This is a genomic window from Rhodovulum visakhapatnamense (assembly GCF_004365965.1).
GTDB lineage: Bacteria > Pseudomonadota > Alphaproteobacteria > Rhodobacterales > Rhodobacteraceae > Rhodovulum > Rhodovulum visakhapatnamense.
On record NZ_SOEB01000025.1, the window covers coordinates 25,830 to 52,532 of the forward strand.

Consider the following 26,703-nt stretch of genomic DNA (forward strand, 5'->3'; position numbering starts at 1 on the left):
TGCCGGGTTTCTAGCAGACATGGCGTCCCATTGTCAGCAGCGAACCGGAACCCATGCCGCGCCATTCGGAAAACCGCGAGATGCCATACACCGCCCAGCAGATGTACGATCTGGTGGCCGATGTCGGGTCCTATCCGCAATTCCTGCCCTGGACCGCGGCGGCCCGAATCCGCTCGCGCACCGATTACGGCGACCGCGAGCTGATGGAGGCCGATCTGGTGATCTCGTTCAAGGTGTTCCGCGAACGCTTCGGCAGCCGGGTGACGCTCTGGCCCGGGCGCATGCGGATCGATACCGAATATCTCGACGGGCCGTTTCGCTATCTGAAATCGCACTGGCAGTTCGAGGACGTGGCCGAGGGCCGCTGCAAGGTCGAGTTCTTCGTCGATTTCGAATTCAGGAACCGGGTGCTGCAGGGCGTGATCGGCGCGGTCTTCAACGAGGCGATGCTGCGGATCGTGCGCGCCTTCGAGGATCGGGCGCGTGCGCTTTACGGCACGCGGCCCTGAGGCCCTAGGTTCGCGGCGCGCCGAGCGCCCCCAGCAGAAGCGCCAGGGCATGATCGCGGGTCGCGGCCCGCACCCGGTCGCGCCCGAGCGCGCCGAATTCGACGGTCTCGGTGCGGGTTTCCGCGCCGCGCCGGGCGAGCCCGAAACAGACCCGGCCTTCGGGCTTGAACTCGGACCCGCCGGGGCCCGCGATGCCGGTGACGGCAACGGCCAGATCGGCCTCTGACCGGGCCAGCGCTCCGGCGGCCATTTCGGCCGCGACCTCTTCCGAGACCGCGCCATGGGCGTCCAGCGTTTCGGCCAGAACCCCCAGCATGGCCTGCTTGGCGGCGTTCGAATAGGTCACGAAGCCCCGGTCGAAGACGGCGGACGAGCCCGGAATGTCGGTGATGGCAGCCGAGATCATCCCGCCGGTGCAGCTTTCGGCGGTGGCGATCACGAGGCCCGCGGCACGGGCCCCGGAGACGAGGGGGTCGGCTGTTTCGGTCACATCAGGAAGATATGCGAGAGTGCGGCCAGCGCAAGCACCAGCACCGCCGTGGCGACGCCCGCCAGCACGTCGTCGAGCATGACCCCGATCGGCGTCTTCATCCGGTCGGCGCGGCCGATGGGGCCGGGTTTCCAGATGTCGAACAGCCGGAAGCCCAGAAAGGCCGCGATCCAGCCCGGATACAGCGCGGTCGCATCGACCCCGGCCGCGGCCGCTCCGATCGAGACCGGCAGCAGCGCGATCCACATCCCCGCGACCTCGTCGATCACGTATTCCGAGCGGTCCGGGTCGGGGGCGCCCGCCGCCGCCTCGCGCACCGCCCAGATGCCGAGCGGGATCACCGCAAGCGTCGCGAAGGCGGTCAGGAAGACCCCGCCGGTCACGTCGAGCGCCCAGAAGGCGGGCATCGCCGCCAGCGAGCCCCAGGTGCCCGGCGCCGGGCGCATCCGGCCTGTGCCGAAGACGGTGGCGATCTGGGTGGCGAGGCTCATGGCGCCACCAGCGTCACGGTGGCCAGCGCCGCGATCCCTTCCTCGCGCCCGGTGAAGCCCAGCCGCTCCGAGGTCGTCGCCTTGACGCTGACGCGGGCCTCGTCCATCCCCATCAGCCGCGCCATCTCGGTCCGCATCGCGCCCGCGACGGGGCCGATCTTGGGCCGCTCGCAGATCAGCGTCAGATCGACATTGGCGATGCGGAAACCGCGCTCGGCCGCCAGCGCGACCGCGTGTTTCAGGAAGATCTCGCTGGCCGCGCCCTTCCATTGCGGATCGGAGGGCGGGAAATGCTGGCCGATATCGCCTTCGGCCAGCGCGCCATAGATGGCGTCGGTGACGGTGTGCATCCCGACATCGGCGTCGGAATGGCCTTTCAGCGCCTTGTCATGCGGCACCTTGATGCCGCAGAGGATCACCCCGTCGCCCTCGCAGAAGGCGTGCACGTCGAACCCGTTTCCGGTGCGAATGTCCATGTTTCTCTCCCGCAGGACCCGCTCGGCGCGGGCGAAATCCACCTTGTGGGTGATCTTGAGATTGTCTTCGTCGCCCTCGACGATGGCCACGTCAAGGCCTGCCGCCAGCGCCACCTCGACATCGTCGGCCGCCCCGCCCGGATGGGCCTGATGGGCGGCGAGGATGGCGCGCAGGTGAAACCCTTGCGGCGTCTGCGCGCGGTAAAGCCCCTCGCGCGGATGCGGGGCCGCGACCTTGCCGTCCCGGCCCTTCCAGAGCGCATCGGTGACGGCCAGGGCGGGGGCGGCGCCGGGGCTGTCGTCGAGCGCGTCGATCACCCGGTCGATCAGCGCGGCCGAGACCATCGGCCGGGCGCCGTCATGGATCAGCACGCGCGTCGTGCCCTCGGGCGCGGCCTTGAGGCCCGCCATCACCGAGGCGTCGCGGCTGGCGCCCCCCGGCACGGTCGCGACCCCGGCGGCGCTGTCGGCCAGGGCCAAGTCGAACAGCGCGCCGTCCTCGGGGTGCAGCACCGCCACAATGGCGCCGATCCGGGGATGGGCGGCAAAGGCCTCGATCGTGCGGGTCAGAACGGCGCGCCCGGCAAGATCCTGATATTGCTTGGGCTTGTCGCCCCCCACCCGGGTGCCGCGGCCCGCGGCCACGATGATCGCCGTGACAGTCATGTGTCGCCCCCCTGCTGCCCGTCGGGGTTTTAGGCGGGGCGCCGCTGCGGGGCAATGGGGCAAACTGGCGGGCAGGTCTGCCCAATTCTTGTGCAAAGATCGTTTCCGGGCAGACAAAGAGTGTCAGGGCGATTGCCATTGCCGGGCAGGGGCGGTAGATCAAACTCGACTGCACAAGGATTAATCAATTGGCCATTCGCGTGGCAGATATCGCGCTGGATCCTCCGGTTCTCCTTGCTCCGATGGCGGGAATCACGGACTTGCCGTTTCGACGGCTGGTTGCGTCCTTCGGCGCAGGCCTGGTGGTGTCCGAGATGGTCGCAAGCCAGGAAATGGTGCAGGCCAAGCCGGGGGTGCGCGAACGGGCGGCGCTGGGCTTTGGCGAAGAGGCGACGGCGGTCCAGCTGGCCGGACGGGATGCGGAGTGGATGGCGCGGGCGGCGCGGATGGTGGAAGAGCAGGGGGCCAGGATCATCGACATCAACATGGGCTGTCCGGCCAAGAAGGTGGTCGGCGGGCTGTCGGGCTCGGCACTGATGCGCGATCCCGACCGGGCGTTGCGGCTGATCGAGGCGGTTGTGAAGGCGGTGTCGGTGCCGGTCACGCTGAAGACCCGGCTCGGCTGGGATGACGATCTGCGCAACGCGCCCGCGCTGGCGCGCCGGGCCGAGGCGGCGGGGGTGCGGATGATCACCATCCATGGCCGCACCCGCTGTCAGTTCTACAAGGGCCGGGCCGACTGGCGCGCGATCCGCGAGGTCAAGGAGGCGGTCACCGTGCCGGTGGTGGCCAATGGCGACATCGTCTGCGGCGAGACCGCGGCCGCGGCGCTCGATCAGTCGGGTGCCGACGGGGTGATGGTCGGGCGCGGCGCGCAGGGGCGGCCCTGGCTGCTGGCCGAGATCGGCGCCCGGATCGCGGGGCGCCCGGCGCCCAAGGTGCCCGAGGGCGCCGCGCTGACCGACATGGTCGCGCGTCATTACGAGGACATGCTGGGATTTTACGGCGCGGATCTGGGCGGGCGCGTCGCGCGCAAGCATCTGGGCTGGTACATGGACCGCGCAGGCACGCCCGCGCCCCTGCGCCGCCGGGTGCTGACGGCGCCGGCCGGGGCGGCGGTGCTGGCGCTTCTGCCCGAGGCGCTGGCTTCCGAAGGGAGGGCCGCGGCATGACGCTCGATCAGGACGCGATCTGGACCGCGCTGCCGATCCCGGCCTTCCTGCTGGATGCGGGCGACAGGATCGCCGCGATCAACCCGGCCTCGGAGCTGTTCGTCAACGCCACGATCAAGGCCCTCAGCGGCGTGCCGGTCTTCGACCGGCTGGCGGTCGATGCGCCGCTTGACGAGGCCTTTGCCCGGGTCCGCGCCAATCGCGCGCCGCTGTTCATCAACGATGTCGATGTCAGCGCGGGCAACAAGCCGCCGGTGCTGTGCAACGTGCAGGTGGCGCCGATGAACGACGGTGAGGAACACCTTTTGCTGCTGGTCAGTCCGCGCGAGATTGCCGGGCGGCTCGGGCGGGCGCATTCGGTGAAATCGGCGGCCAAGTCGGCGATCGGCATGGCCGAAATGCTGGCCCATGAAATCAAGAACCCGCTCGCGGGCATCACCGGGGCGGCGCAGCTTCTGTCGATGAACCTGACGAATGGCGATCTGGAAATGACCGACCTCATCGTCGAGGAGAGCCGCCGGATCGTGAAGCTGCTCGATCAGGTCGAGCAGTTCGGCAATCTGCGCCCGCCGGCCTGCAAGGCGGTCAATATCCATGACGTGCTGGACCGGGTCCGTCGCTCGGCGGCGGTGGGGTTCGCGGCCAACATGAAGATCGTCGAGGAATACGACCCGTCGCTGCCGCCAACCTGGGCCGATCCCGACCAGCTGATGCAGGTCTTCACCAACCTCATCACCAATGCCGCCCAGGCGGCCGGTCCGCGCGGCGGCACGATCCGGCTGCGCAGCTTCTACGACCTGTCGCTGAGGCTGCGCCACCCCGACGGGTCCGGCGTGCCCGTGCCGCTGCAGGTGGAAATCACCGATGACGGGCCGGGCCTGCCCCCCGAGATCGCCGCCGATATCTTCGAGCCCTTCGTTTCGGGCCGCGAGAACGGCACCGGGCTGGGGCTTGCGCTGGTCTCGAAGATCATCGGCGACCATGGCGGCTGGATCGCGGTCGACTCGGTGCCCGGGCGCACCGTGTTCCGCGTCTCGCTGCCGGTCGCCCCGAAACCCGAAGAGGATGAGAGCTGATGGACGGAACCGTACTTGTCGCCGATGACGACCGCACGATCCGCACCGTTTTGACCCAGGCCCTGACCCGGGCGGGCTGCAAGGTGCATGCCACCTCGTCCCTGACCACGCTGATGCGCTGGGTCGGCGAGGGAAAGGGCGATCTGGTGATCTCGGACGTGATCATGCCCGATGGCAACGGGCTCGAGATGCTGCCGAAGATCGGGCAGGAGCGGCCCGGCCTGCCGGTGATCGTGATTTCGGCCCAGAACACCATCATGACCGCGATCCAGGCGGCCGAGGCCGAGGCCTATGATTACCTGCCCAAGCCCTTCGACCTGCCCGACCTGATGAAGCGGGCGGCCCGCGCGCTGGAGACCAAGCGTCGGGTCGGCCGTCCGCGCGAGATGGCGCCGCCGACCGGGGGCGATACCCAGGACGACCTGCCGCTGGTCGGTCGCACGCCGCAGATGCAGGCGCTGTACCGGCTGGTGGCGCGGGTGATGAATGCCGATCTGCCGGTGCTGATCACCGGCGAATCCGGCACCGGCAAATCGCTGATCGCCCGTGCGATCCACGACTTTTCCGACCGCCGCTCGCTGCCCTTCGTGATCGCGACCGCCGCCGACATGGAGGGCGTCGACGGTCCCTCGGCTCTGGTCGCGCGGGCGCGCGGCGGCTCGATCCTGTTCGACGAGGTGGCCGACCTGACCGAAGAGGCGCAGGGTCGGATCGTGCGGATGCTGGACAGCTTCGGCGACAGCGCGCCGCGCATCATGGCCACCAGCCAGACCGATCTGATGGGCCGGATGGAGGCGGGGCTGTTCCGGCAGGACCTGTTCTACCGGCTGGGCGGCGTCACCGTGGCGGTGCCCTCGCTGCGCGAGCGGGTCGACGATATTCCGCTGCTGGCCGAGCATTTTCTGGGCCGGACCGACCGCGACGGCACCGCGACCCGGCGTCTGGCCGAGGATGCGATGGACCTGATCCGCGCCTATAGCTGGCCCGGCAACGTGCGGCAGCTGGAACACACCATCCGCCGTCTGGTGGTGACAAGCTCGGAAGAGGTCATCGCCCGCGCCGAGGTCGAGGCGGTTCTGGGCAACCAGCCCGAGATCGAGCCGCTGGTCGGGGGCGGGGATGGCGAAAAGCTGTCGGCCTCGGTCGCCAAGCATCTGAGGCGCTATTTCGACCTGCATGGCGGCGTGTTGCCGCCGCCCGGGCTTTATGCCCGCATCCTGCGCGAGGTCGAGATGCCGCTGATCGAGATTGCGCTGGATGCGACCGGCGGCAATCAGGCCAAATGTGCCGATCTTCTGGGGATCAACCGCAATACCTTGCGAAAGAAGATCACCGATCTCGATATTCGCGTGACACGGCGCCGGAAGTTGATGTAAATTGGCAACAAGGCGTGGCCGACCGGACATAACACCGGCGGCCCAGCCATGAGGTCAGGACCGTCTTCGGGCGGTGCAGCGACGCGAGGCGAGCGGTGACACATGCCAAGGGCCTGCTGGCCTTGGAACGGTTCTTGCGCCTGCGCAGATCGCGTCAGGCGACCAATGCCGCCACGCTGAGCGTCGTGGTCCTTGGCCCGCTTCTGGCGATCTTCACTTTCCTGATGCTGGGGCCTCTGGATCAGGGCGCCTCGTCGCACGGTCTGAGGATCGTCCTGCTGGTCGATCTTGTCTATGCGCTGGTCGTCGCATCGCTGGTGGTGCAGCGCATCGCGCGGATGGTGGCGGCGCGGCGGCGTCATTCGGCGGGTTCGCGGCTGCATCTGAGGCTGACCGGGGTGTTCGCGCTGATCGCGCTGATCCCCACGGTGTCGGTTGCGATCTTTGCCGGGCTCACCATCAATATCGGGCTTGAGGGCTGGTTCTCGGAACGGGTGCGCAACGTGGTCGGGGCCTCGCTGGCCGCGGCCGAGGCCTATGAGGACGAACACCGCCGCGACCTGGTGGCCGATGCGCATACGCTTGCGGGCTATCTGGCGGTGGCGCGGCAGGCGACCGTGTTCCTGTCGGACGGCGACATGCGCCAGCTTCTGACCCAGGCCCAGGCCCGGGTGCAGCGCGGGCTGAAGGAAGCCTATGTGATCGACGGCTCGGCCGAGATCCGGGCGCGGGGCGAGCGGTCCTACCTGTTCAACTACGAACGTCCCGGCCCCGACGCGATCGCTCGCGCCGGAGCGGGCGAGACGGTGGTCATTCAGGACTGGGACAACAACGAGTTCCGCGCGCTGCAAAAGCTCGACGGCTATCTCGACCGTTATCTCTACATCTCGCGCACGGTCGATGGCGACATCCTGAACCTGCTGGACGACACCCAGCAATCGGTCCGGCTGTATCAGCAGCTCGAACAGGAACGCGGGCGGGTGCTGTTCGAATTCGGGCTGCTCTATCTGGGCTTCGCGGTCATCCTGATCCTTGCCGCGGTCTGGCTGGGCCTGTGGTTCGCCGAACGCCTGTCGCGGCCCGTGGGTCGGCTTGCGGGTGCGGCCCAGCGGGTGGGGGCGGGTGATCTGGACGTGCGGGTGCCCGAAGAGACCGGCGATGACGAGATCGCGATGCTGGGGCGGATGTTCAACCAGATGATTCGGCAGCTTAAGCTGCAACGCGACGCGCTTCTCGACAATACCCGCCAGATCGAAAAGCGGCGGCGGCTGTTCGATTCCGTGCTGTCCTCGGTCACGGCGGGGGTGATGGGGCTGGATGCCGAGGGGCGGGTCGAGGTGATGAACCGCTCTGCGCTGCTGCTTCTGCGGCTCGACGCGGCCGAGGCCGAGGGGCAGGAGCTGTGTGTCGCGGTTCCCGAATTCGCCGAGCTTCTGGAAAAGCTGAAAGCCAGCCGCCGGGGCACCGCCCAGGAAGAGATCCGGCTGCTGCGCGGCGGCAACATGGAACATCTTTTGGTCAGGATGGCCATGCGCAAGCGCTCCGATGGCGGGGCCGAGGGCTTTGTGGTGGCCTTCGACGACGTGACCGATCTGGTGACGGCGCAGCGGATGGCGGCCTGGGGCGACGTCGCGCGCCGGATCGCGCATGAGATCAAGAACCCGCTGACGCCGATCCAGCTGTCGGCCGAGCGGATCAAGCGCAAGTTCCGCGCTGCGGTCGGCGATCAGGCCGAGGCGCTGGACCAGATGACCGACGTGATCGTGCGGCAAACCAATGACTTGCGGCGCATCGTTGATGAGTTTTCCAAATTCGCCCGGATGCCCGAGCCCGACCGCAAGCCGGTCGATCTGGCGGCCCTTCTGCGCGACGCGGTGCTGTTGCAGGAGGCAGGCCAGCCCGGCGTGGCCTTCACGGCCGAGATCCCCCGGACGCCGGTTCCGGCGGAACTGGACGCGACCATGATTTCTCAGGCGCTGACGAACATCATGAAGAACGCGGGCGAAGCCATTGACAGTCTTCGGACAAAGGGCGAGCCCGAAGGCTATGCCCCCGAGATCCGGGTGCGGCTTGACGTCGAAGAGGGCAGCGCGACGATCCGGATTGCCGACAATGGCGTCGGCCTGCCGCAGGACCGGGCGCGGCTTTTCGAGCCCTATGTGACCACGCGCGATCACGGCACCGGGCTGGGCCTGCCCATCGTCAAGAAGATCATCGAGGAACATGGCGGGCGGCTCGACCTGCGCGACGCCGAGCCTTTCGCCGAGGGCGCCCATTGCGGCGCTCTGGCCCAAATCACACTGCCGGTCGATCCGGCAGAGGGCATGGCACGGGGCGCGACCCGCGACACGACACCAGAAACAGCGGCAACCGGGGAGTAGGACATGGGTGACATCCTCATCGTCGACGACGAGCGCGACATTCGCGAGCTTATCTCGGACATTCTGCAGGACGAGGGCTACACGACGCGGCTGGCCGCCAATTCCGATGCCTGCATGGCCGAGATCAACGCTGCCGCTCCGGCGCTGATGATCCTCGATATCTGGCTGAAGGACAGCACCATGGACGGGATCGACATCCTGTCGAAGGTCAAGCGCGACAACCCCGACATTCCGATCGTCATCATCTCGGGCCATGGCAATATCGAGATCGCGGTCGCGGCGATCAAGCAGGGCGCCTATGACTTCATCGAAAAACCGTTCAATATCGACCAGTTGCTGGTCGTCATTCGCAGGGCGATGGAAGCGTCGCGGCTGAGGCGCGAAAACCAGGAGCTGCGCCGCAAGGATGTGGTCCAGGCCGAGATGATCGGCGAAAGTCCGGCCTTCAAGACCTTGAAATCGCAGCTGGACAAGGTCACCCGGTCGAACGGGCGGGTGATGCTGAAGGGGCCGTCCGGCTGCGGCAAGGAAGTCGCGGCGCGCTATATCCATGCCAATTCCGGCCGCGCCTCGGGGCCGTTTGTCGTGGTCAATTCCGCCTCGATCGAGCCCGAGCGGATGGAAGAGGTGCTGTTCGGGCGCGAAAGCGCTGCGCGCGGGGTCGAAAAGGGTCTGCTGGAACAGGCCCATGGCGGTATCCTTTATTTCGACGAGGTGGCCGACATGCCGCTGGGCACCCAGTCGAAGATCCTGCGGGTGCTGGTCGACCAGCAGTTCCAGCGCGCGGGCGGCACCGACAAGGTGCGGGTCGACATAAGGGTGATTTCCTCGACCACGCGCGATCTGACCGCCGGGATCCAGGGCGGCACCTTCCGCGAGGAGCTTTATCACCGGCTGAACGTGGTGCCGATCGACGTGCCCTCGCTGGACGAACGCCGCGAGGACATCCCCGAACTGGCGCGCCATTTCATCGCCACCTTCAACCGGTTGCAGGGTCTGCCGCTGCGCGCGCTGGGGGACGAGGCCGAGGCGCTGTTGCAGACCATGTCCTGGCCCGGCAACGTGCGCCAGCTGAAGAACGTGATCGAACGGGTGCTGATCCTCGGCGAGGGCACGGACCCGATCCTTGCGGCCGAGCTGCCGATGCAGGCCGAGGGGCCGGCCGAGGAGGGGCGGATCGTGCTGGCGGGCGCGCTGGCGACGCTGCCGCTGCGCGAGGCGCGCGAGCTGTTCGAACGCGAATACCTGCTGACCCAGATCAACCGCTTTGGCGGCAACATCTCGCGGACCGCCAATTTCGTCGGCATGGAACGCTCGGCGCTGCACCGCAAGCTCAAGTCGCTGGGCGTGGTGACGACGGCACGGGCGGGCGGCCGGATCGCGCATCTGGAGGAGGAAGAGGAGCCCTCCGCCGCCGATTGACCCTCCGGGCCGCTTCTGCGATGGATTGAGCCAGATTTGCCTGACGGATACGGGGCGCATGAAGGTCATCATCTGCGGCGCGGGCCAGGTCGGCTGGCAGATCGCCCGCCACCTCTCGGGCGAGAAGAACGACGTCACCATCGTCGACATGAACGCGGACCTGATCCGGCGCGCCACCGACGCGCTGGACGTGCAGGGCATCGCGGGCCATGCCTCTTATCCGGACGTGCTGGAACGCGCGGGCGCGCGCGATGCCGACATGATCATCGCCGCCACCCAGTCCGACGAGGTCAACATGGTGACCTGTCAGGTGGCCCATTCGATCTTTGCCGTGCCGCGCAAGATCGCGCGGCTTCGGGCGCAGTCCTACCTGACCGCGATCTATTCCGATCTCTACCGCCGCGATCACATGCCCATCGACGTGGTGATCAGCCCCGAACGCGAGGTGGCCGAGGCCGCGCTGCAGCGTCTGGCAGCGCCTGCCGCCTTCGACACGGAAAGCTTCCTGCATGGCAAGGCGCAGCTTCTGGGGATCGCGCTCGATGAGGATTGCCCGGTCCTGCGCACGCCGCTGCGCCAGCTGACCGACCTGTTCTCGACGCTGCGCGCGCTGGTGGTGGGGGTGCGCCGCGAGGGCACGCTGTTCGCGCCCGAGCCGGGCGACCAGCTGTTCCCCGACGACCAGATCTATGTCTTCTCCCATGTCGACGACGTGAACCGGACGCTGGAGATCTTCGGCAAGTCGACCAAGAAACAGGAGCGCGTGGTCATCATCGGCGGCGGCAATGTCGGGTTGTCGGTGGCCAAGGCTCTGGAGGCGCATGAGGACCGGATCCGCGCCAAGGTGATCGAGAAGGACCGCCGCCAGGCCGAGATCGCGGCCGATGCGCTGGAACGGACCATCGTGCTGAACGGCGACGGGCTCGACATCAACCTGCTGGCCGAAGCCAATATCGAGCGCGCCGACGCGGTGCTGGCGGTGACCGACGACGACAAGACCAACCTGCTGGCCGCGGTGCGCGCCAAGATGGCGGGCTGTCCGATGGCGATCTGTCTGGTCAACGATCCCTCGCTCGTGTCGCTGATGGGCGCGCTAGAGGTCGACGCCTATATCAACCCGCGCGCCACCACCGTCAGCTCCATCCTGCGCCATGTGCGCCATGGCCGGGTGCGGGGGGTCTATTCGATCGGCGATGCCGAGGCCGAGGTGCTGGAGGCGCAGGTGCTGTCGACCTCGCCCATGTCGGGCAAGCGGGTGCAGGATATCGACTTTCCCGAAGGCGCGCTGGTCGGCGCGGTGATGAAGGCCGGCAAGGTGATCCTGCCGCGCGGCGATACCCGGATCGAGGAGGGCGACATGGTGGTCATCTTCGCCCTCAGTGCCGATGTCCCCGAGGTGGAGCGCCTGCTGCAGGTGTCCATCGACTTCTTCTGAGCCATGCGACGGCTGGCCGATCTTCCCTTCCTGGTGATCCTGATGGGGATCGGGGCGCTGGCGATGTTTCCGCCGGTGGGCCTTGCGCTGGCCGAACGCGACTGGACGACGGCGCGGGCCTTCTTCAATTCCGGGCTGCTGTTTTCCGTCCTGACCGTGCTGATCGGCCTGTCGACCATCAACCGGCCGGTCCGCAACCAGGCCCGCAGCCATCTGCTGGCGATGCTGGGCTTCTATGCGCTGTTGCCGGTGATGCTGGCGGTGCCGTTTTCCGAGGCGGTGCGCGACACGAGCTTTCTCAACGCCTATTTCGAGATGATCTCGTGCCTGACCACGACCGGGGCGACGCTGTTCGACAGTCCCGAACGGTTGACCGCGGGCGTGCATCTGTGGCGCGCGCTGGTCGGCTGGCTGGGCGGGTTCTTCGTCTGGGTGACCGCCATCGCGATCCTGGCGCCGATGAACCTCGGCGGCTTCGAGGTGACGGCCGGAGCGGGCAGCATCGCCGGTCGTGTCGGCCCCGAGCGCGGCGCGGTTCACCCGGCCCACGATCCGCGCGAACGGCTGATGCGTTTCGCCGAGCAGCTGGCGCCGGTCTATGTCGGTCTGACCGCCTGCCTCTGGGTGCTGATGCTGGTGGCGGGCGAGGGGCCGCTGGTGGCGGCCTGCCATGCGATGTCGGTGCTCTCGACCTCCGGGATCTCGCCGGTCGGCGGGGTTGCGGGCGGTCAAAGCGGCATCGCGGGCGAGATCATGCTGTGGGGCTTCATGCTCTTCGCGATTTCGCGGCAGATGTTCATGTTCGATTTCCGCCCCGAAAGCTGGCGCCGGCTGAAGGACGATCTGGAATTGCGGATGGGGGTCGGCATCGCCTGGGTGGTGACGGTCTTCCTGTTCGCCCGGCACTGGGTCGGCGCCTATGAGGTCGCCGCCGAGGAAAACGGGCTGGCGGCGCTTGGCGCGCTCTGGGGCGCGATTTTCACGGTGACATCTTACCTGACCACCACCGGCTTTGCCTCGGTCGAATGGATCGACGCCCGGCAATGGTCCGGGCTGGCGACGCCGGGGTTGATTCTTGTGGGGCTTGCGGTTTTCGGCGGCGGCGTCGCGACCACGGCGGGGGGCGTCAAGCTTTTGCGGATCTACGCGCTTTACAAGCACGGCATCCGCGAGATGGAAAAGCTGGTGCATCCGTCCTCGGTCGGGGGCGCGGGCGCCTTCGCCCGCCGCATCCGCCGTCAGGGCGCGCAGATCGCCTTTGTCTTCTTCATGCTCTTCGCGCTGTCGGTGGCGGTGGTCATGGTCGCGCTGGGGTTTCTGGGGCTCGATTTCGAGGCCTCGATGGTGCTGACGGTCGCGGCGCTGACCACGACCGGCCCGCTGACCGCCGCCGCGACCGACCCGCCGCTGTCCTATTCGGCGCTCGGCGATGCCGCGAAGATGGTCCTGGCAAGCGCGATGATCCTCGGGCGGCTCGAGACGCTGGCGATCATTGCGCTGCTGAATCCCGAATTCTGGCGCAAGTGATCCTCGGGGCGATGCAAAATTCACCTGTGGAACACGTTGAACAGGGCTGGAATCTGAGTAAACCTCGCTTCATACTCGCCCCCAGAGGGAGACGGCTGTCCGCCGAGGGGCAGAATAGACAACAAGGCAAAGAAAAAATGGCTGCCGATAAGCAAAACCTGCAAGACGCGTTTCTTAACCATGTTCGCAAGACGAAGGTCCCGGTCACGATCTTTCTGATCAACGGGGTCAAGCTGCAGGGCGTGATCACCTGGTTCGACAATTTCTGCGTGCTGTTGCGCCGGGACGGGCAGTCCCAGCTGGTCTACAAGCATGCAATCTCGACCATCATGCCCTCGCAGCCGATCAACCTTTACGAAGGTGAGGATTGAGCCCGGCCGAACCGGCAGGGTCCGCGCCTCGCATCACCCGCGCCTGGGTGTTGCATCCGGACATATCGTCCGACCGCGAGCGCCGGGCGTCTGGCCCCGCGCTTGAGGAGGCCGTGGCGCTGGCCGGGGCCTTGCCCGGGCTTGAGGTCGCGGGCGCCGAGGTCGTGCCGCTGGCGAGGCCCCGGGCGGGCTATCTGTTCGGGTCGGGCAAGATCGACGAGTTGAAAGAGAGGCTGACCGGGGCCGAGGTCGAGCTGGTGCTGATCGACGGGCCGGTCAGCCCGGTGCAGCAGCGCAATCTGGAAAAGGCCTGGAAGGTCAAGATCCTTGACCGGACCGGGCTGATCCTCGAGATCTTCGCCGACCGGGCGCGGACCCGCGAGGGCGTGCTGCAGGTCGAGCTGGCCGCGCTCAGCTATCAGCGCACGCGGCTGGTGCGGGCCTGGACCCACCTCGAACGCCAGCGGGGCGGTCTGGGATTCGTCGGCGGGCCCGGCGAGACCCAGATCGAGGCCGACCGCCGCGCCATCGACGAGGCGATCACCCGGATCCGGCGGCAGCTGTCGAAGGTCGTCAAGACCCGCGATCTGCACCGCGCCGCCCGGCGCAAGGTGCCGTTCCCGATCGTGGCGCTGGTGGGCTATACCAACGCCGGCAAGTCGACGCTGTTCAACCGGTTGACCGGGGCCGAGGTGCTGGCCAAGGACATGCTGTTCGCCACGCTCGACCCGACGATGCGGGCCGTTGCGCTGCCGACGGGGCTCAAGGTGATCCTGTCGGACACGGTGGGGTTCATCTCGGATCTGCCGACGCAGCTGGTCGCGGCCTTCCGCGCGACGCTCGAAGAGGTGCTGGAGGCCGATCTGGTCCTGCATGTCCGCGACATCGCCCATCCCGACAGCGAGGCCCAGGCCGAGGACGTGCGCACGATCCTTGCGGATCTCGGTGTGGCGCGCGAGACGCCGCAGATCGAGGTCTGGAACAAGACCGACCTGCTGGATCCAGACCGGCGCGCGGCGGTCGAGGCGGCCGCGGCGCGGCACGAGCGGGTCGAGGCAATCTCGGCCTGGACCGGGCAGGGGATCGAGCCGCTGCTGGCGGCGGTGACCGGGATTCTCGACGAAACCCGGCAGCGGCGCGAGCTGTATCTCGATCATGGCGATGGACGCCGCCGTGCCTGGCTTTACGATCAGGGCGTGGTCGAGGGCGAGGCGCCCGACGATGACGGCTCGACCCTGACCGTCAACTGGACGGCGCGGCAGGAACAGCGGTTTCGCAGCCTCTGAGGCGCCGGGCGGTTCGGGCCGCCAGCAACGAAATCTGAACTTCTGGCTGGCAGGGTCGCGGGCAATTCACGCACTCAGAACGAGGTGCCGATGCCCCCGCGAAACCGCGTGCCGATGCTGGCTGTCGAACTGGCCCTTGCCCTTATCCTCGGACTCGGGCTTGCCCTGGCCTCTGTCCTGCGCCCCGCGCTGGCCGAGCCGGTCTCGCTGATTGCGGGGGGCGGGTTTCTTGGCGCAGCGGGCGGTGCTTCTGGGCCGTTGCTGACCCAGATGCCTGCCTCGGGGCCGGGTCCGTCCGGCGCCAGTCTTTTCGCCGGACGCGAGGGGTCGAGCCTGTTCGCCCCCTCTCCCGACCGGCCGCAACGGGCGGCGCCGTCTGGCCCGGTGTCGGTCTTTACGCCGCTCCGTCCGGGTGGCACGACTGCGGCGCTGGCCGAAGGCATCCGGCTTCTGATCGGCCGGGCCGAGGCCGGGCGTATGGGCTATGACGCGGTTCAGCACGGCGCGAAGATCCTGCCGCCGGGGCGGCCCACGCAACTGACCATCGGCCAGATCTACAAATGGATCGCCGACACCCCCGGTCAGCCCCATGCCATCGGCCGCTATCAGTTCATCCCCGAGACGCTGCGCCGTCTGGTGGCCGAACTGGGGCTGAGCGAGCGCACCCAGTTCTCGGCGCCGGTTCAGGATCGGCTGGCCGATCTGCTGCTGGAAGAGGCCGGGCTCAGCGCCTTCGGCGCGGGCGATCTGAAGCGCAAGGATTTCATGCACAATCTGGCGCAGATCTGGGCCGGTCTGCCGACCGCCAGCGGCCGGTCCTACTACCATGGCGTTGCGGGCAACCGTGCGACGATGACCTGGGCCCAGTTCGAGGATGCGATGACCCGCATCGCCCCGGCGCACCCCCGTCCTCCGAAGGACGGCTGAGGCGGCTGCAGGTCGCCGCGTTCCGGGGGCGATGTCCTGAGGCACGCGGGCGAGCCGGCTTCGCGGGCCTGCGCCGTCGCCTTGGGGCCGGCGAACGCCGGATGTGCCGCCCTTGCCCCGCGCCGGATGGCGCCGCGCGGACCCCGAAATACCCCGCTGGACCGTGTGTCGCGCCCCGATCCGGGAGAGAGCCCGCCACCGGGTCCTGGAGCCGGTGGCGGGCTCGAACCCTTCGTCACGTGCCAAAAGCCGGGCCGCCCCCCTGCGGTGGTGAGTGCGCGGCGACGGAGGACACAGGGTCACTCGGCTTTCGGCACCAGATCGGTGATACCCACCGCCGCAGCGCGGGCCAGATCGGGGTCGAGCGACATCGGGATGTACTCGCCCCGGCGCCACAACTCGCCCAGATCGTCGTAATGGCGGCTGAGCGGATGGCCCGATTGCCCGGTCGAGATAATGAAGACCGAGCTGTCGGGATCGGCGAAATCATAGACCCCGCGATAGCCTGCGCCATGGACATTGGCGAAGGGGAACGGGTCGGTCCCCTTGGTCAGGCCCCGGTTCAGCGTGTTGTCGCCGCCCGAGGTCGGCTGGCGGATGTTCACGATCCATTTCAGAAGCGGCGTCTCGCCCAGCACCGGATGATCGTGCCAGGCCTGATGCGCCTGCCCCCAGCGCAGCGATTCGAGCGAGCCGCCGTAGGTTTCCGACAGATACAGAAGCGCCTCGTCCAGCGACTTGCGGGCAATCTCGGTGCAGGTCTCCTGCGCGGCCGACTGGCGGATGTCGCACCAGACCGAGGCGCCGTCGATGTCGCGGAACACCCGCTCGATGAACAGCGGCTCGACATGGGTGATTTCGCGTGCAAGCGGGCCCAGGTCGTCCTCGATCAGGTCGCGCTGCAAGAACCGCATCCAGGCCGCATAGATCAGCGGTTCCGGCAGGTGTTCGTTCATCTCGCCGTTCCAGCCCGCCAGCAGTTCCAGCGCCCGGTGGCGCCGCCGTTCCGGGCTGCCCGCGGGTGCGGGCTCGCCGGTGAACCACAGATCCCTGCCCACCAGCGGCAGAAGCGAGCGCGCTGTGAAGGACACGGTGTCCAGCTGGGCCTCGATGAAGCTTTCGCGGGTATGGACCTTGCGGGTCTCCATCAGCCGCTTCCAGCGCTGGATCCGCTGGGTGTCGCCCCAGTCGAAACTGACATGAAGCGGGAAGGGCCGGTCGACGAGCTTGTTGTTGGTGTTGCCGAGGATACCGCCTGCCGGGTCTCTGAAGCTGGGATTGGCGGCATAGTTCAGCCAGCCCTGCCAGCGGTTTTCCTCCTTCCAGCCGGGCTGGGGCAGGCGGCCCTGGCTCTGGTTGGCGGCGGTGCGGCGCGGCATCGCCCCGATCATCTGCAGCGCGATATTGTCCTCGTCGACCAGTGTCAGGTTCAGCGAAGGCGCGACGAAGAACCGCCCGGCCTCGATCGCCTCGTCGACAGTCTGCGACCGCATGACCCGCATCGCCGCGCTCATCGAGGTGTCGGCGCCGTTCAAGAGCGTCCAGCTCACCGCCGCGACATGGCCGGGCGGGGTGATCGAGGCCAGATCGTAATGGGTGCCGGGCAGCACCGGCCCGTTCTCGGTCCAGCGCAGCGTGATCGTGACCGGTTCGGCATCGGCGACCTTGATGATGCTGCGCCGGGTCTCGAAGGGGCGAAAGCCGTCGGGGGTGCGGTATTCCTCGGGATCGTCGGGGTTCAGCTGTTCGAGGAACACGTCCTGATCGTCGAGATAGGAGGTGGTGAGCCCCCAGCCCAGCTTGGCCGAGCGGCCCGAAAGGATCGTCGGAATCCCGGGGATGGTGCCACCGATCACGCCTCCGGTCGAAAGTTCCAGCCGCGCGAGGTACCAGATCGAGGGCGCGGCCAAGCCCAGATGCGGGTCGTTGGCCAGCAGCGTGCCGCCCGCGGCCGAGCGTTTCGGCGCCGCCGCCCAGGCGTTCGAGGCGCCCGCGAGATCCGGTCCGAGGAAGGGCGACAGCTGGCCTTCGGCATAGCGCGCGAGCGGCGCCGAGGAGGGCACGACCCCGGGGGCAAGCTCGGCATAGTCGGGCAGGGCGGCAAGCCCCGGCCCGGGCGCGTCGGGCAGCAGGTCCATCACCCGCCCGGGCTCGAGCAGCAGCGAAACGCGCGCGCGCAGCACCTCGGCGTCGAGATGGGAGGACAAGCGCACCCCCATCAGCTTGACGAGCGCAATCGAATCGGCCGGCTGCCAATAGGCGACTTCCGGCCGGAACAGGAAGAATTCCGGCGCGCCGCGGCCGCGCGCCTCGGTGTTGACGGTCTCGATCCAGGCGTTGACGCCCCGCGAATAGGCCTCGAGCGCGGCGCGGGTCTGCGGGTCCTGGGCCGCAACCGATTTCTGCGCGAGCCCGTAGAGGTCGAGCCGCCGCATCAGTTCGTCGATCTTCAGCGTCCGGGCGCCGAACAGTTCGGACAGCCGCCCCTGCACCGTCCGGCGCAGCACCGTCATCTGCCAGAGCCGGTCCTGGGCATGGGCATAGCCCAGTCCGAAGAACACGTCCTCGTCGGTCTTGCCGAAGATATGCGGCACACTGGTGTGGTCGCGCACGATCTCGACCGGGGCGCTCAGCCCCGTGACCTCGTGCGTCCCGCTATACTCGGGCAGGGACCGCGCGGCGAGGTAATAGGCGCCGCCGATCCCCAGACCGGCCAGAACCACGACGGCGGTGAAGATCCGCAACAGCCAGCGGAAGAGATTGGGCATGGCGCACCCGTTGTTGACGCCTCGGATGAGGCCGTTAGGTAAGGGCAAATGGCGTTTCATGCAACGAGGGGAGGAGCCGCATGGCACGGGTTGCGTTTCTGGGGCTTGGGGTGATGGGCTATCCGATGGCGGGGCATCTTGCCGCCGCGGGCCATGAGGTCTCCGTTTACAACCGCACCGCCGCCAAGGCCGAGGCCTGGGTGGCCGAGCATGGCGGCCGCGCCGCGCCGACGCCTGCCGCTGCGGCCGAGGGGGCCGAATTCGTGATGGCCTGCGTCGGCAATGACGACGATCTGCGCGCGGTCTGCGACGGCGACACCGGGGCCTTTGCCGGCATGGCTTCGGGCGCGGTCTTTGTCGATCACACCACGGTGTCGTCGATGGTCACCGAAGAGATGGCGGCGCTGGCCGAGACGCGGGGCATTGCCTTCGTCGATGCGCCGGTCTCGGGCGGGCAGGCGGGCGCGCAGAACGGCCAGCTGGTGATCATGTGCGGCGGCCCCGAGGCGGCCTATGCGGCGGCTGAGCCGGTGATGGGCGCCTATGCCAAGCTGTCCAAGCGGATGGGCGGCACCGGTGCCGGGCAGCTGACCAAGATGGTCAACCAGATCTGCATCGCGGGGCTGGTGCAGGGCCTGTCCGAGGGGCTGCATTTCGCCGAGAAGGCCGGGCTTGACGGACGCGCGGTGGTCGAGGTGATCGGCGGCGGCGCGGCCGGCAGCTGGCAGATGATGAACCGCTATCAGACCATGCTGGACGACGAGTTCGACCATGGCTTTGCGGTCGACTGGATGCGCAAGGATCTGGGCATCTGTCTGGCCACCGCCGACCGGACCGGCGCCAGTCTGCCGGTCACCGCGCTGGTCGACCAGTTCTACAAGGACGTACAGAAGCTGGGCGGGGCGCGCTGGGATACCTCGAGCCTGATCAAGCGCTTGCGGGCGATGGGTTAGGCCCGGCCCGAACCGGGCCGCACCGGGCATCCGCGGGGTTCTGCCGAAATTTCGGGCAGGTGCCCAAGGAACTTGCCCGGGACGGCCCGGGTGCCCTTGCACAGGGCGGCGTCTGTTTCCATGATCGCGTCCGAAACGGGGAGTGGCGCGATTCCGATGATCAAGATCAAGATCAATATCAAGATCAAGGCTTGGCCCCGGTTGGGCCGAAGCGAGGCGTCCCAGGGGTATTTCCTGGTGGCGCCGCCTTTCCTTTACGCGCTGCTGCTGCTGGCCGCGCCGCTGGCGGCCATCGTGCTGTTCAGCTTCTGGACGCAGGACTACCTGACGCTCGATACCACGCTGACGCTGAAGAACTATCGCGAGGCGTTGTCGGATCCGCTTTATGGCGAGCTTCTGCTGCGCTCGCTGGTGATCTCGCTGGCGGTGACGGCGGCGACGGTGCTGACCGCCTTTCCCATCGCCTATTTCATCTCGTTCAGCGTGCCGCCGTCCAGAAAGTCGATGTGGATCTTTCTGATCACCATCCCGTTCTGGTCGTCCTACCTGATGCGGGTCTTTCTGTGGAAGGTGATCCTTGGCTATAACGGCGTGCTGAACACCACGCTGACCGGGCTCGGGATCATCGACGAGCCGCTGAGCTTCATTCTCTACAACGCCAATGCGGTGGTGATCACGCTGGCCCATGCCTATGCGCCCTTCGCGATCCTGCCGATCTATGTGGCGCTTGAAAAGATCGACCGCTCGCTGCTGGAGGCCAGCCGCGACCTGGGCGAAAGCCGGGTCATGACCTTCCTGAGGGTGACGCTGCCGCTGGCGATGCCGGGGGTCGTGGCGGCCGTGCTGATCGTCTTCATCCCGACTATCGGCGATTATGTCACGCCGCGCCTCGTCGGCGGGCCGAACGGGCTGATGATCGCCAACATGATCCAGACCCAGTTCCTGAAGCTGAACAACGCGCCGATGGGGGCGGCGCTGGCGGTGCTGGCGATGGCCATGGTCACGGCGGTCTCGCTGGTCTTTCTGTTCCTCAATCGCCGGTACCTGAAGGGGCAGAAATGAAGAGCCTCAGGCTTTACGCCATCCTCTATCTGATCTTCCTCTATGCGCCGATCGCGCTCTTGCCGATCTTTGCCTTCAACGACGGCACGGTGATCGCCTTTCCGCTGAAGGGCTTCACGCTGGAATGGTTCAAGGAGCTTCTGACCATCCCGGCGCTGCATGCGGCGGTGCTGAACAGCCTGATCATCGCGGTGTCCTCGGCACTGATCGCCACCTGTCTGGGGATCTGTGCCGCCCGGGCGGGCACGCGCTTTGCCTTTCCGGGCAAGAAGGGCATTCTGGGGCTGATCATGCTGCCGCTGGTGCTGCCAGAAATCATCGTGGCGGTCTCGCTGCTGGTGGTGCTGCTGCAACTCGGCCTGCCGCTCGGGTCCTGGACGGTGGTGCTGGGCCATGTGCTGATGTGCACGCCGTTTTCCATCGCGATCCTGAACTCGGCCTTTCAAAGCCTCGACGTCTCGCTGGAAGAGGCCGCCATCGATCTGGGTGAAACCCGCTGGTCCAGCTTCCGGCTCATCACGCTGCCGCTGGTGATGCCGGGCATCATCTCGTCGCTGTTGATCGCCTTCACGATCTCGCTGGACGAGTTCATCATCGCCTTCTTCCTGACCGGGACCAACCCGACCCTGCCGGTCTATATCTGGGGCCAGCTCCGCTTTCCGCAGAAGATCCCCGTGATCATGGCGCTGGGCACGATCCTGGTGCTGGCCTCGGTGATCCTGCTTGCCATTGCCGAATATTTCCGCCGCCGGGGCGTCGCGCGCACCGGACAGGCCGACGCCGGAGGTTTCCTGTGAAAGACACGCTGGGCGTCGAACGCCCCATCATCGCGCTCGAGAATGTCGAGAAATACTACGGCGAGTATTACGCGCTGAGGGGGATCAGTGCCGAGATCCGGCAGGGCGAGTTCTTTTCCCTGCTGGGGCCGTCGGGCTGTGGCAAGACCACGCTTCTGCGCACCATCGCAGGCTTCGAGGAACTGTCGGGCGGCCGGCTGATGATCGACGGCAAGGACATGAAACGGGTGCCGGCGAATGTGCGGCCCACCAACATGGTGTTTCAGTCCTACGCGATCTTCCCGCATCTGACGGTGGCCGAGAATGTGGGCTTCGGTCTCCGGCGCGAGCCGCTGAGCCGCGACGAGAAGGCCCGCAAGGTGGCCGAGGCGCTGGAGATGGTGGGGCTCAGGGGCTATGGCGCTCGCGCCGCCCATGCGCTGTCGGGCGGCCAGCGCCAGCGCGTCGCCCTGGCCCGCGCGCTGATCCTGGAACCCAAGGTGCTGCTGCTGGACGAGCCGTTGTCGGCGCTGGACAAGAAGATGCGCGAACAGATGCAGACCGAGCTGCGGCGGTTGCAGCGGCAGGTGGGCATCACCTTCATTCTGGTCACCCACGACCAGGAAGAGGCGCTGATCATGTCCGACCGGATCGCGGTGATGTTCGAGGGCCAGATTGCCCAGCTCGACACCCCGCAACAGCTGTATCGGCGGCCCAACACGCGTCAGGTGGGCGAATTCATCGGGGTGATGAACTTCCTGCCCGCGACCGCCACGGTCAGCGACGAGACCCATATCGAGGTCGAGGCGGCCGGATTGGGCCGCGCGGTGATCGCCCCCGACCAGCTGCCCGGCGGCTGGCATCCGGGCCAGACCCAAAGCGTGGGCATCCGCCCAGAGACCATGTCGATTCTGTTTCCCGGCGAAACCACCGACCGCCGCGTCGCGATCGGGACGGTCGAGGATCTGTCCTATTACGGGGACATGACCTATTACGTGGTCCGGCTTGACGGGGTCGACCGGCCGATGACGATCTCGATGAAGAACCTCGTCGGGCGGCCGGTGCTGGACCGGGGCACCGAGGCGCGGGTCGCCTGGGATGCGCGGTCGCTGGTGCTGTTCGCCTGAGGCCCGGGGTCGGGGGCTAGAGCGTCCAGATTTCGGGACCGCCGCAGACCCGCGGGTCGGGGTCGCCCACGATCTTGTCCTTCTTGCCCTTGTAGTCGACCAGCGACAGGACGCGCCGGATCGCGGCCAGCCGCGCCCGGCGCTTGTCGTCCGACCGGATCACCGTCCAGGGGGCGGGCCCGGTATGGGTGCGCATGAAGGTCTCGCGGATCGCCGCCGAATAGGCGTCCCAGCGCCTAAGTCCCTCGACGTCGATCCAGGACAGTTTCCATTGCTTGAGCGGGTCGCCTTCGCGCTGCAGAAAGCGGCGCAGCTGCTCGGCCTGGCCCACGTTCAGCCAGATCTTGACCAGCAGCACGCCCTCGTCGACCAGCATCTCCTCGAAGCGGGGAACCTGATCGAAGAAGCGTTCGCGCTCGGCGTCGGTGCAGAACTCGAAGACATGCTCGACCACGGCGCGATTGTACCAGGACCGGTCGAACAGCACGATCTCGCCGCCCGCGGGCAGCTCCTCGACATAGCGCTGGAAATACCATTCGCTTTTCTCGCGGTCCGAGGGCGCGGGCAGCGCCACCAGCCGGGCGACGCGCGGGTTCATGTTCTCGCGAAACCGCTTGATGGTACCGCCCTTGCCGGCCGCATCACGGCCCTCGAAAAGGACCGCGATGCGCTTGCCGGTGGCCTTCACATCGGCTTGCAGCTTGGCCAGCTCGATCTGCAGCGCCTCAAGATCCTCGGCATAGGTGTGCTTGTCCAGCAGCCGGTCATAGGGGTAGCTGTCGGACAGGATGTCGTGCTTGCGGATGTCGGCAATGGCCTTGCGGATCTCGTGGGGCGCGTCGTGCTCGTAGAAGCGGGTGATCGCGCCGTCGAAGGGAAGATCATCTGTCATCGCATGCTCCGGGACGGTCCCGGGCAGTATGGCGATCAGGCGGCGGGACGCAATCCGGCCCGCGTCGCCGCCCGGCGGATCGCCGCGACAGCGGCCTCGGGATCGGCGTGGTGGGGCATGTGGCCGACGCCGTCGAGTTCGGTCAGGTGGACGTTGGGCAGGCGTTCGGCCAGCGGCCGGGAATGGACCTCGATCGGCACGATCCGGTCGGCGGTGCCATGCAGGATCTCGACCGGCATCCGCAACTCGCCATAGCGCGCGGCCATGGCGCGGATATGGGGCTTGAGCCCGTTCACCTGCCGGGTATTGGCGCGCAGCGTGTCCGGGCGCAGGCTGAGCGCGATGCCGATATGGTCGGCATAGCCGTCGGGCACGGGGTCGGGTTCGAAGATTCGGGCGATGGTCTGGTCGGCGACGAAGCGCGGCACGAAGGCCGAGATCAGCGGCACCATGAACATCGACCCGAAATCCGACGAGACCAGTTCGTAATAGGGGCCGAGCCCGCCGGGCCAGGGCATCGCAGCGCCCGCGAGCGACACGATGGCTGCCGCCCGCGCCGGATGGTCGAGCGCCCAGGCAAGCGCCACGGCCCCCCCGAAGGAATGGCCGACCAGCACCGCCGGGCCAAGCCCCAGCCGGAGGCTGGCGGCCTCGAGCACGGCGGCCTGTTCGGCGGGGCTTTCGCCATTCGGGTGCAGCGGGTCGGTATGGCCGAGCCCCGGCCGGTCGAAGGCGGTCACGCGGAACTGGCCCGACAGTCGCCCGAGCAGGTCGAAGGTGAAGTCGCGGGTATTGCCGCCCGCGCCATGCAGCAGGATCACGTCGGGCCCGGCGCCCTCCTGATGGGCATGGACCTGAAGCCCGTCGATCTCGATCATCCGTCCGGTGGGGGCGTAGTCCTCGGGCATGCTCAGCGGGTTCCGATCAGGGTCTGGTCGAAGGGGGTGGTCTGGTAGATCTGGTTGATCCAGTTGCCGTAAAGCAGATGCGCGTGGCTGCGCCAGCGGTTCTGCGGCGGCAGGGCGGGGTCGTCGCCCGGATAATAGTTCTGCGGGACGTTGATCGGGGTACCGTTGGCCACGTCGCGGTCGTATTCCTGTTTCAGCGTGTCGCTGTCATATTCGAAATGGTTGAAGATATAGAGAGCGCGATGCGCGGCGTCCTCGACCAGGCAGGGGCCGCTTTCGTCGCTTCCCAGCAGTGTGACCAGCCCGGGGGCCGCGTCGATCTCGTCCTGGCGCATTTCGGTCCAGCGGCTGACCGGGATCACGCAATCGTCGGAAAAACCGCGCAGATATTGCGAGGCGGGGGCAAGGTTGCTGTGCCGGAAGCAGCCGAAGGCCTTCCTTGGCAGCATGTGCTTCTGGACGCCATGAAAATGATAGATCATCGCCATGCCGCCCCAGCAGATGCCGAAGGTCGAATGCACATGGCTTTGGGTCCAGTCGAAGACCTGGGTAAGCTCGTTCCAATAGGTGACTTCGGTGAAAGGCAGATGCTCGATCGGGGCGCCGGTGATCAGAAGCCCGTCGAATTTCTCGCCGCTGTCCGCCACTTCGGCAAAGGGGCGGTAGAAGGTCTCCATATGCTCGGCGGCGGTGTTCTTGGTCTTGTGCTCGGTCATCCGCACGAGGCTGAATTCGATCTGCAGGGGCGTCGCGCCGATCAGCCGGGCGAATTGCGTCTCGGTCTGGATCTTCTTCGGCATCAGGTTCAGAAGCGCGATCTTCAGGGGCCGGATGTCCTGACGCAGCGCCGCATCCTCGCCCATCACCATGACCCCCTCGCGCGCCAGAACGTCGAAGGCGGGAAGGTCGGTCGGGATCTTGATGGGCATCGGACATCTCCACTCGAACGGCGCGTGAACATAGGTCAGTTGGGGCCGTCTCTCAAGGGAGAGGCGGGTCAATTGACAGAAGGGACCCTGCACGGTTTCATCACATGGAACAATCGGCGAAACCGGAGGGGAAAGCGTGCGCGGGACAAGGCCGAGATCACGAAGAGTGCTGCCGATTCTGGCCTGTGCCGGGATGCTGGCGGCGGGGATGCCGCGCCCGGCCGCAGCCCAGGAGGGTCCCGAATGGGAGTTGCAGCGGTGCATCTGGAGCTGTCTCTCGGCCTTCGGCCCGGCCGACACTCCGGCCTATGCCGCCTGCGTGGCGCAAAGATGTCCCTCGGAAGCTGCGCCCGCGCCGGTCCCCTGGGCCAGCGGTCCGACAGCGGACGGACGCGGGGCCTTCGCCGGGACCCGCTCCGAGGCCGATCCGGATGTGCTGTTCTATCTCTTCTGCGCGCCGGGCGGCCAGCGCATCCTGCAACTGGCAGGCGTCGAGGGCAGCCCGGGGCCGAACATGCTGATGCTGGCCGTGGACGGGCAGGGATTTCCGGTCAGCTTCACCGGGGCGGGCGATCTCAGCGCGCTGGCGAGCCTTCCGCCCGGGGCGCCCCTGTTGGGAGCGCTGATGCGCGGGCGAAGCCTCGAGATCCGCAACGGGGCGGGCTACACGCTGGGCCGGTTCGGGCTGGCTGGCGCGGGCCCGGCGATCAGCGGCGCGCTGGCGCTGTGTCGATAGCCCGGGCGATGAGGTCGGCGAAATCCTCGGGGCTGCGCAGTTTCGCGACCTCTTCGGCACTGACCTTGACGCCCCAGTTCCGCGCCATCGCGGCATAGCGCGGCTGGCGGTGGGCCAGCGCGCGCGCATAGGTCCAGCGCACGAAGGCGTCGGGATCGACAGCGTCTTCGGTCAGGCCGGTCTGGGACAGATAATCGGCCCAGGCGGCATGCAGGAATTCGGGCTGGTAATACATCGGCTTCGGCGCGCGGTCGAAGCGGCGCACCAGTTCGGCGGTATGGGCGTCGCTGCCCTCGATCCAGACCAGCAGCAGATGCGAGGACAGCGCTGACAGCACCGGGTCCTCGGGGTTCTCGGGGTCCACGACCTCGCAGATCGAGCCGCCGGAATCGCAGACGAAATCGGAATAGCCGTAAAGCTGGGCCGCGCGGTCGATGAAGCGCGGGGTGTCGAGCAGAGCCGAGATTTCCGCCTCGCGGTGCTGGGCCTGGCGGTTCATGTATTCGTCGAAGGGCAGCCCGCCCCTGTCGCGCGCGCCGGGTTTGCCCAGATAGGTCGAGAGCGGCGCGAGATTGTCGAAGGTGATGTTCGAGGCGATGAACACGCTGTCGGTGCGCAGAAGCTCGCGCAGCAGCGGCACCTTCATGGCCTCGCGCTTGAAATTGTCGGCGATGAATTCGCCCATGTAGCGGGTGCCGATGCGGTAATCGACCGAGTAATGGAACCAGCCGCCCTCGGCGCGCAGCATGTTCGACACATGGGTCTTGCCCAGCCCCGACATGCCGAACAGCAATACCTGCCGGGTTTTGGCCTGCCGCCAGGCTTCTGACGTCTCATAGATCATCCGACCACCCCTTCGATCCGCGCCGCGTCCTATCCCGCCGCTGCGGGGCGGTCAAACCCAATCGCCGCCCGCGAAACGCGAACGCCCCGGCCGGGGCCGGGGC

Annotated in this window: 23 protein-coding genes and 2 pseudogenes; 17 read left to right on the top strand and 8 right to left on the bottom strand. The window is 67.4% G+C overall.

Annotation, left to right across the window (positions count from 1 at the left end):
* Window positions 1–53: 53 nt before the first annotated feature.
* Window positions 54–509, top strand: coding sequence for a type II toxin-antitoxin system RatA family toxin (locus EV657_RS17710; RefSeq protein ID WP_108022946.1), 456 nt, complete (start codon window positions 54–56; stop codon window positions 507–509).
* A 4-nt stretch (window positions 510–513) separates the two neighbouring features.
* On the opposite strand, the gene EV657_RS17715 is transcribed toward EV657_RS17710, so the two are convergent.
* Genes EV657_RS17715 through EV657_RS17725 form a run of 3 tightly spaced genes read right to left on the bottom strand, consistent with a single transcriptional unit; the run spans window position 514 to window position 2,632 of the window.
* Complete coding sequence (locus tag EV657_RS17715; RefSeq protein ID WP_113668608.1) at window positions 514–999, bottom strand: CinA family protein; 486 nt, start codon at window positions 997–999, stop codon at window positions 514–516.
* Entirely contained in the window at window positions 996–1,490 is a 495-nt protein-coding gene (locus tag EV657_RS17720; protein ID WP_134079148.1) for a phosphatidylglycerophosphatase A family protein, read from the bottom strand. Before EV657_RS17720 ends, EV657_RS17715 begins: the two co-directional genes overlap by 4 nt.
* Window positions 1,487–2,632 (bottom strand): bifunctional 2-C-methyl-D-erythritol 4-phosphate cytidylyltransferase/2-C-methyl-D-erythritol 2,4-cyclodiphosphate synthase, encoded by a 1,146-nt coding sequence (locus tag EV657_RS17725; RefSeq protein WP_134079150.1) that lies wholly within the window; start codon window positions 2,630–2,632, stop codon window positions 1,487–1,489. Before EV657_RS17725 ends, EV657_RS17720 begins: the two co-directional genes overlap by 4 nt.
* Before the next feature lie 194 nt (window positions 2,633–2,826).
* Between EV657_RS17725 and dusB the strand changes: the two genes are divergently transcribed.
* The 11 genes and pseudogenes from dusB to EV657_RS17775 all read left to right on the top strand — a co-directional run bounded on the left by dusB (window position 2,827) and on the right by EV657_RS17775 (window position 15,605).
* The gene (gene dusB, locus EV657_RS17730) at window positions 2,827–3,804 is read left to right on the top strand and encodes a tRNA dihydrouridine synthase DusB (protein WP_425057269.1); all 978 of its coding nucleotides are present in this window, start codon (window positions 2,827–2,829) and stop codon (window positions 3,802–3,804) included.
* Window positions 3,801–4,880, top strand: coding sequence for a two-component system sensor histidine kinase NtrB (locus tag EV657_RS17735; protein ID WP_134079153.1), 1,080 nt, complete (start codon window positions 3,801–3,803; stop codon window positions 4,878–4,880). Before dusB ends, EV657_RS17735 begins: the two co-directional genes overlap by 4 nt.
* Window positions 4,880–6,256 carry a response regulator gene (locus EV657_RS17740; protein ID WP_075785809.1) on the top strand — a complete coding sequence of 459 codons (1,377 nt, stop codon included), beginning with the start codon at window positions 4,880–4,882 and terminating at the stop codon, window positions 6,254–6,256. The genes EV657_RS17735 and EV657_RS17740 overlap by 1 nt, the downstream gene beginning before the upstream one ends.
* Before the next feature lie 224 nt (window positions 6,257–6,480).
* Window positions 6,481–7,791, top strand: a pseudogene (locus EV657_RS22775) (sensor histidine kinase NtrY-like); the annotation flags it as partial.
* A 99-nt stretch (window positions 7,792–7,890) separates the two neighbouring features.
* Window positions 7,891–8,637: pseudogene (locus tag EV657_RS22780) on the top strand (sensor histidine kinase); the annotation flags it as partial.
* 3 nt (window positions 8,638–8,640) lie between these two features.
* The gene (gene ntrX, locus EV657_RS17750) at window positions 8,641–10,059 is read left to right on the top strand and encodes a nitrogen assimilation response regulator NtrX (protein WP_075785811.1); all 1,419 of its coding nucleotides are present in this window, start codon (window positions 8,641–8,643) and stop codon (window positions 10,057–10,059) included.
* 58 nt (window positions 10,060–10,117) lie between these two features.
* The gene (gene trkA / locus EV657_RS17755; RefSeq protein WP_075785812.1) at window positions 10,118–11,494 is read left to right on the top strand and encodes a Trk system potassium transporter TrkA; all 1,377 of its coding nucleotides are present in this window, start codon (window positions 10,118–10,120) and stop codon (window positions 11,492–11,494) included.
* Window positions 11,495–11,497: 3 nt separating this feature from the next.
* Entirely contained in the window at window positions 11,498–13,021 is a 1,524-nt protein-coding gene (locus tag EV657_RS17760; RefSeq protein ID WP_134079154.1) for a TrkH family potassium uptake protein, read from the top strand.
* Between the two features lie 137 nt (window positions 13,022–13,158).
* A complete protein-coding gene (gene hfq / locus EV657_RS17765; RefSeq protein ID WP_042461931.1) occupies window positions 13,159–13,392 on the top strand; it encodes an RNA chaperone Hfq in 234 nt (77 codons plus the stop codon).
* A gap of 32 nt (window positions 13,393–13,424) precedes the next feature.
* Complete coding sequence (hflX, locus tag EV657_RS17770; protein WP_134079174.1) at window positions 13,425–14,678, top strand: GTPase HflX; 1,254 nt, start codon at window positions 13,425–13,427, stop codon at window positions 14,676–14,678.
* Between the two features lie 90 nt (window positions 14,679–14,768).
* On the top strand, window positions 14,769–15,605 hold the full coding sequence (locus EV657_RS17775) for a lysozyme family protein (protein WP_243837716.1): 837 nt from the start codon (window positions 14,769–14,771) through the stop codon (window positions 15,603–15,605).
* Window positions 15,606–15,904: 299 nt separating this feature from the next.
* On the opposite strand, the gene EV657_RS17780 is transcribed toward EV657_RS17775, so the two are convergent.
* On the bottom strand, window positions 15,905–18,373 hold the full coding sequence (locus EV657_RS17780) for a penicillin acylase family protein (RefSeq protein ID WP_075785815.1): 2,469 nt from the start codon (window positions 18,371–18,373) through the stop codon (window positions 15,905–15,907).
* Between the two features lie 80 nt (window positions 18,374–18,453).
* Between EV657_RS17780 and EV657_RS17785 the strand changes: the two genes are divergently transcribed.
* The 4 genes from EV657_RS17785 (at window position 18,454) to EV657_RS17800 (ending at window position 22,291) form a co-directional block, all read left to right on the top strand.
* Window positions 18,454–19,326: an NAD(P)-dependent oxidoreductase gene (locus tag EV657_RS17785; RefSeq protein ID WP_134079156.1), complete on the top strand. Its 873-nt coding sequence runs from the start codon at window positions 18,454–18,456 to the stop codon at window positions 19,324–19,326.
* Window positions 19,327–19,482: 156 nt separating this feature from the next.
* Entirely contained in the window at window positions 19,483–20,388 is a 906-nt protein-coding gene (locus tag EV657_RS17790) for an ABC transporter permease (protein ID WP_134079157.1), read from the top strand.
* A complete protein-coding gene (locus EV657_RS17795; protein ID WP_108022969.1) occupies window positions 20,385–21,185 on the top strand; it encodes an ABC transporter permease in 801 nt (266 codons plus the stop codon). The genes EV657_RS17790 and EV657_RS17795 overlap by 4 nt, the downstream gene beginning before the upstream one ends.
* A complete protein-coding gene (locus EV657_RS17800) occupies window positions 21,182–22,291 on the top strand; it encodes an ABC transporter ATP-binding protein (RefSeq protein ID WP_243627672.1) in 1,110 nt (369 codons plus the stop codon). The genes EV657_RS17795 and EV657_RS17800 overlap by 4 nt, the downstream gene beginning before the upstream one ends.
* 16 nt (window positions 22,292–22,307) lie before the next feature.
* On the opposite strand, the gene ppk2 is transcribed toward EV657_RS17800, so the two are convergent.
* From ppk2 to metA, 3 genes are read right to left on the bottom strand one after another with little or no spacing between them, the layout of a single operon-like run.
* Window positions 22,308–23,183 (bottom strand): polyphosphate kinase 2, encoded by an 876-nt coding sequence (gene ppk2 / locus EV657_RS17805; RefSeq protein ID WP_134079159.1) that lies wholly within the window; start codon window positions 23,181–23,183, stop codon window positions 22,308–22,310.
* Window positions 23,184–23,218: 35 nt separating this feature from the next.
* Window positions 23,219–24,091, bottom strand: coding sequence for an alpha/beta fold hydrolase (locus EV657_RS17810; RefSeq protein ID WP_113668618.1), 873 nt, complete (start codon window positions 24,089–24,091; stop codon window positions 23,219–23,221).
* A 2-nt stretch (window positions 24,092–24,093) separates the two neighbouring features.
* A complete protein-coding gene (gene metA, locus EV657_RS17815; RefSeq protein WP_075785822.1) occupies window positions 24,094–25,020 on the bottom strand; it encodes a homoserine O-acetyltransferase MetA in 927 nt (308 codons plus the stop codon).
* Window positions 25,021–25,186: 166 nt separating this feature from the next.
* Between metA and EV657_RS17820 the strand changes: the two genes are divergently transcribed.
* The gene (locus EV657_RS17820) at window positions 25,187–25,756 is read left to right on the top strand and encodes a carbohydrate kinase family protein (RefSeq protein ID WP_075785823.1); all 570 of its coding nucleotides are present in this window, start codon (window positions 25,187–25,189) and stop codon (window positions 25,754–25,756) included.
* Here the strand turns inward: EV657_RS17820 and EV657_RS17825 are convergent.
* A complete protein-coding gene (locus EV657_RS17825) occupies window positions 25,728–26,600 on the bottom strand; it encodes an ATPase (RefSeq protein WP_113668620.1) in 873 nt (290 codons plus the stop codon). The two genes, EV657_RS17820 and EV657_RS17825, sit on opposite strands and share 29 nt — an antisense overlap.
* Window positions 26,601–26,703 lie beyond the last annotated feature (103 nt).

What these genes read in the sequence shown, in the direction of transcription:
- EV657_RS17710 (WP_108022946.1), top strand. Translation starts at nt 54, where the DNA reads ATGCCGCGCCATTCGGAAAACCGCGAGATGCCATACACCGCCCAGCAG.
- EV657_RS17720 (WP_134079148.1), bottom strand. Translation starts at nt 1,490, where the DNA reads ATGAGCCTCGCCACCCAGATCGCCACCGTCTTCGGCACAGGCCGGATG.
- EV657_RS17725 (WP_134079150.1), bottom strand. Translation starts at nt 2,632, where the DNA reads ATGACTGTCACGGCGATCATCGTGGCCGCGGGCCGCGGCACCCGGGTG.
- EV657_RS17735 (WP_134079153.1), top strand. Translation starts at nt 3,801, where the DNA reads ATGACGCTCGATCAGGACGCGATCTGGACCGCGCTGCCGATCCCGGCC.
- EV657_RS17740 (WP_075785809.1), top strand. Translation starts at nt 4,880, where the DNA reads ATGGACGGAACCGTACTTGTCGCCGATGACGACCGCACGATCCGCACC.
- ntrX (WP_075785811.1), top strand. Translation starts at nt 8,641, where the DNA reads ATGGGTGACATCCTCATCGTCGACGACGAGCGCGACATTCGCGAGCTT.
- trkA (WP_075785812.1), top strand. Translation starts at nt 10,118, where the DNA reads ATGAAGGTCATCATCTGCGGCGCGGGCCAGGTCGGCTGGCAGATCGCC.
- EV657_RS17760 (WP_134079154.1), top strand. Translation starts at nt 11,498, where the DNA reads ATGCGACGGCTGGCCGATCTTCCCTTCCTGGTGATCCTGATGGGGATC.
- hfq (WP_042461931.1), top strand. Translation starts at nt 13,159, where the DNA reads ATGGCTGCCGATAAGCAAAACCTGCAAGACGCGTTTCTTAACCATGTT.
- EV657_RS17775 (WP_243837716.1), top strand. Translation starts at nt 14,769, where the DNA reads ATGCCCCCGCGAAACCGCGTGCCGATGCTGGCTGTCGAACTGGCCCTT.
- EV657_RS17780 (WP_075785815.1), bottom strand. Translation starts at nt 18,373, where the DNA reads ATGCCCAATCTCTTCCGCTGGCTGTTGCGGATCTTCACCGCCGTCGTG.
- EV657_RS17785 (WP_134079156.1), top strand. Translation starts at nt 18,454, where the DNA reads ATGGCACGGGTTGCGTTTCTGGGGCTTGGGGTGATGGGCTATCCGATG.
- EV657_RS17790 (WP_134079157.1), top strand. Translation starts at nt 19,483, where the DNA reads ATGATCAAGATCAAGATCAATATCAAGATCAAGGCTTGGCCCCGGTTG.
- EV657_RS17795 (WP_108022969.1), top strand. Translation starts at nt 20,385, where the DNA reads ATGAAGAGCCTCAGGCTTTACGCCATCCTCTATCTGATCTTCCTCTAT.
- ppk2 (WP_134079159.1), bottom strand. Translation starts at nt 23,183, where the DNA reads ATGACAGATGATCTTCCCTTCGACGGCGCGATCACCCGCTTCTACGAG.
- EV657_RS17810 (WP_113668618.1), bottom strand. Translation starts at nt 24,091, where the DNA reads ATGCCCGAGGACTACGCCCCCACCGGACGGATGATCGAGATCGACGGG.
- metA (WP_075785822.1), bottom strand. Translation starts at nt 25,020, where the DNA reads ATGCCCATCAAGATCCCGACCGACCTTCCCGCCTTCGACGTTCTGGCG.
- EV657_RS17825 (WP_113668620.1), bottom strand. Translation starts at nt 26,600, where the DNA reads ATGATCTATGAGACGTCAGAAGCCTGGCGGCAGGCCAAAACCCGGCAG.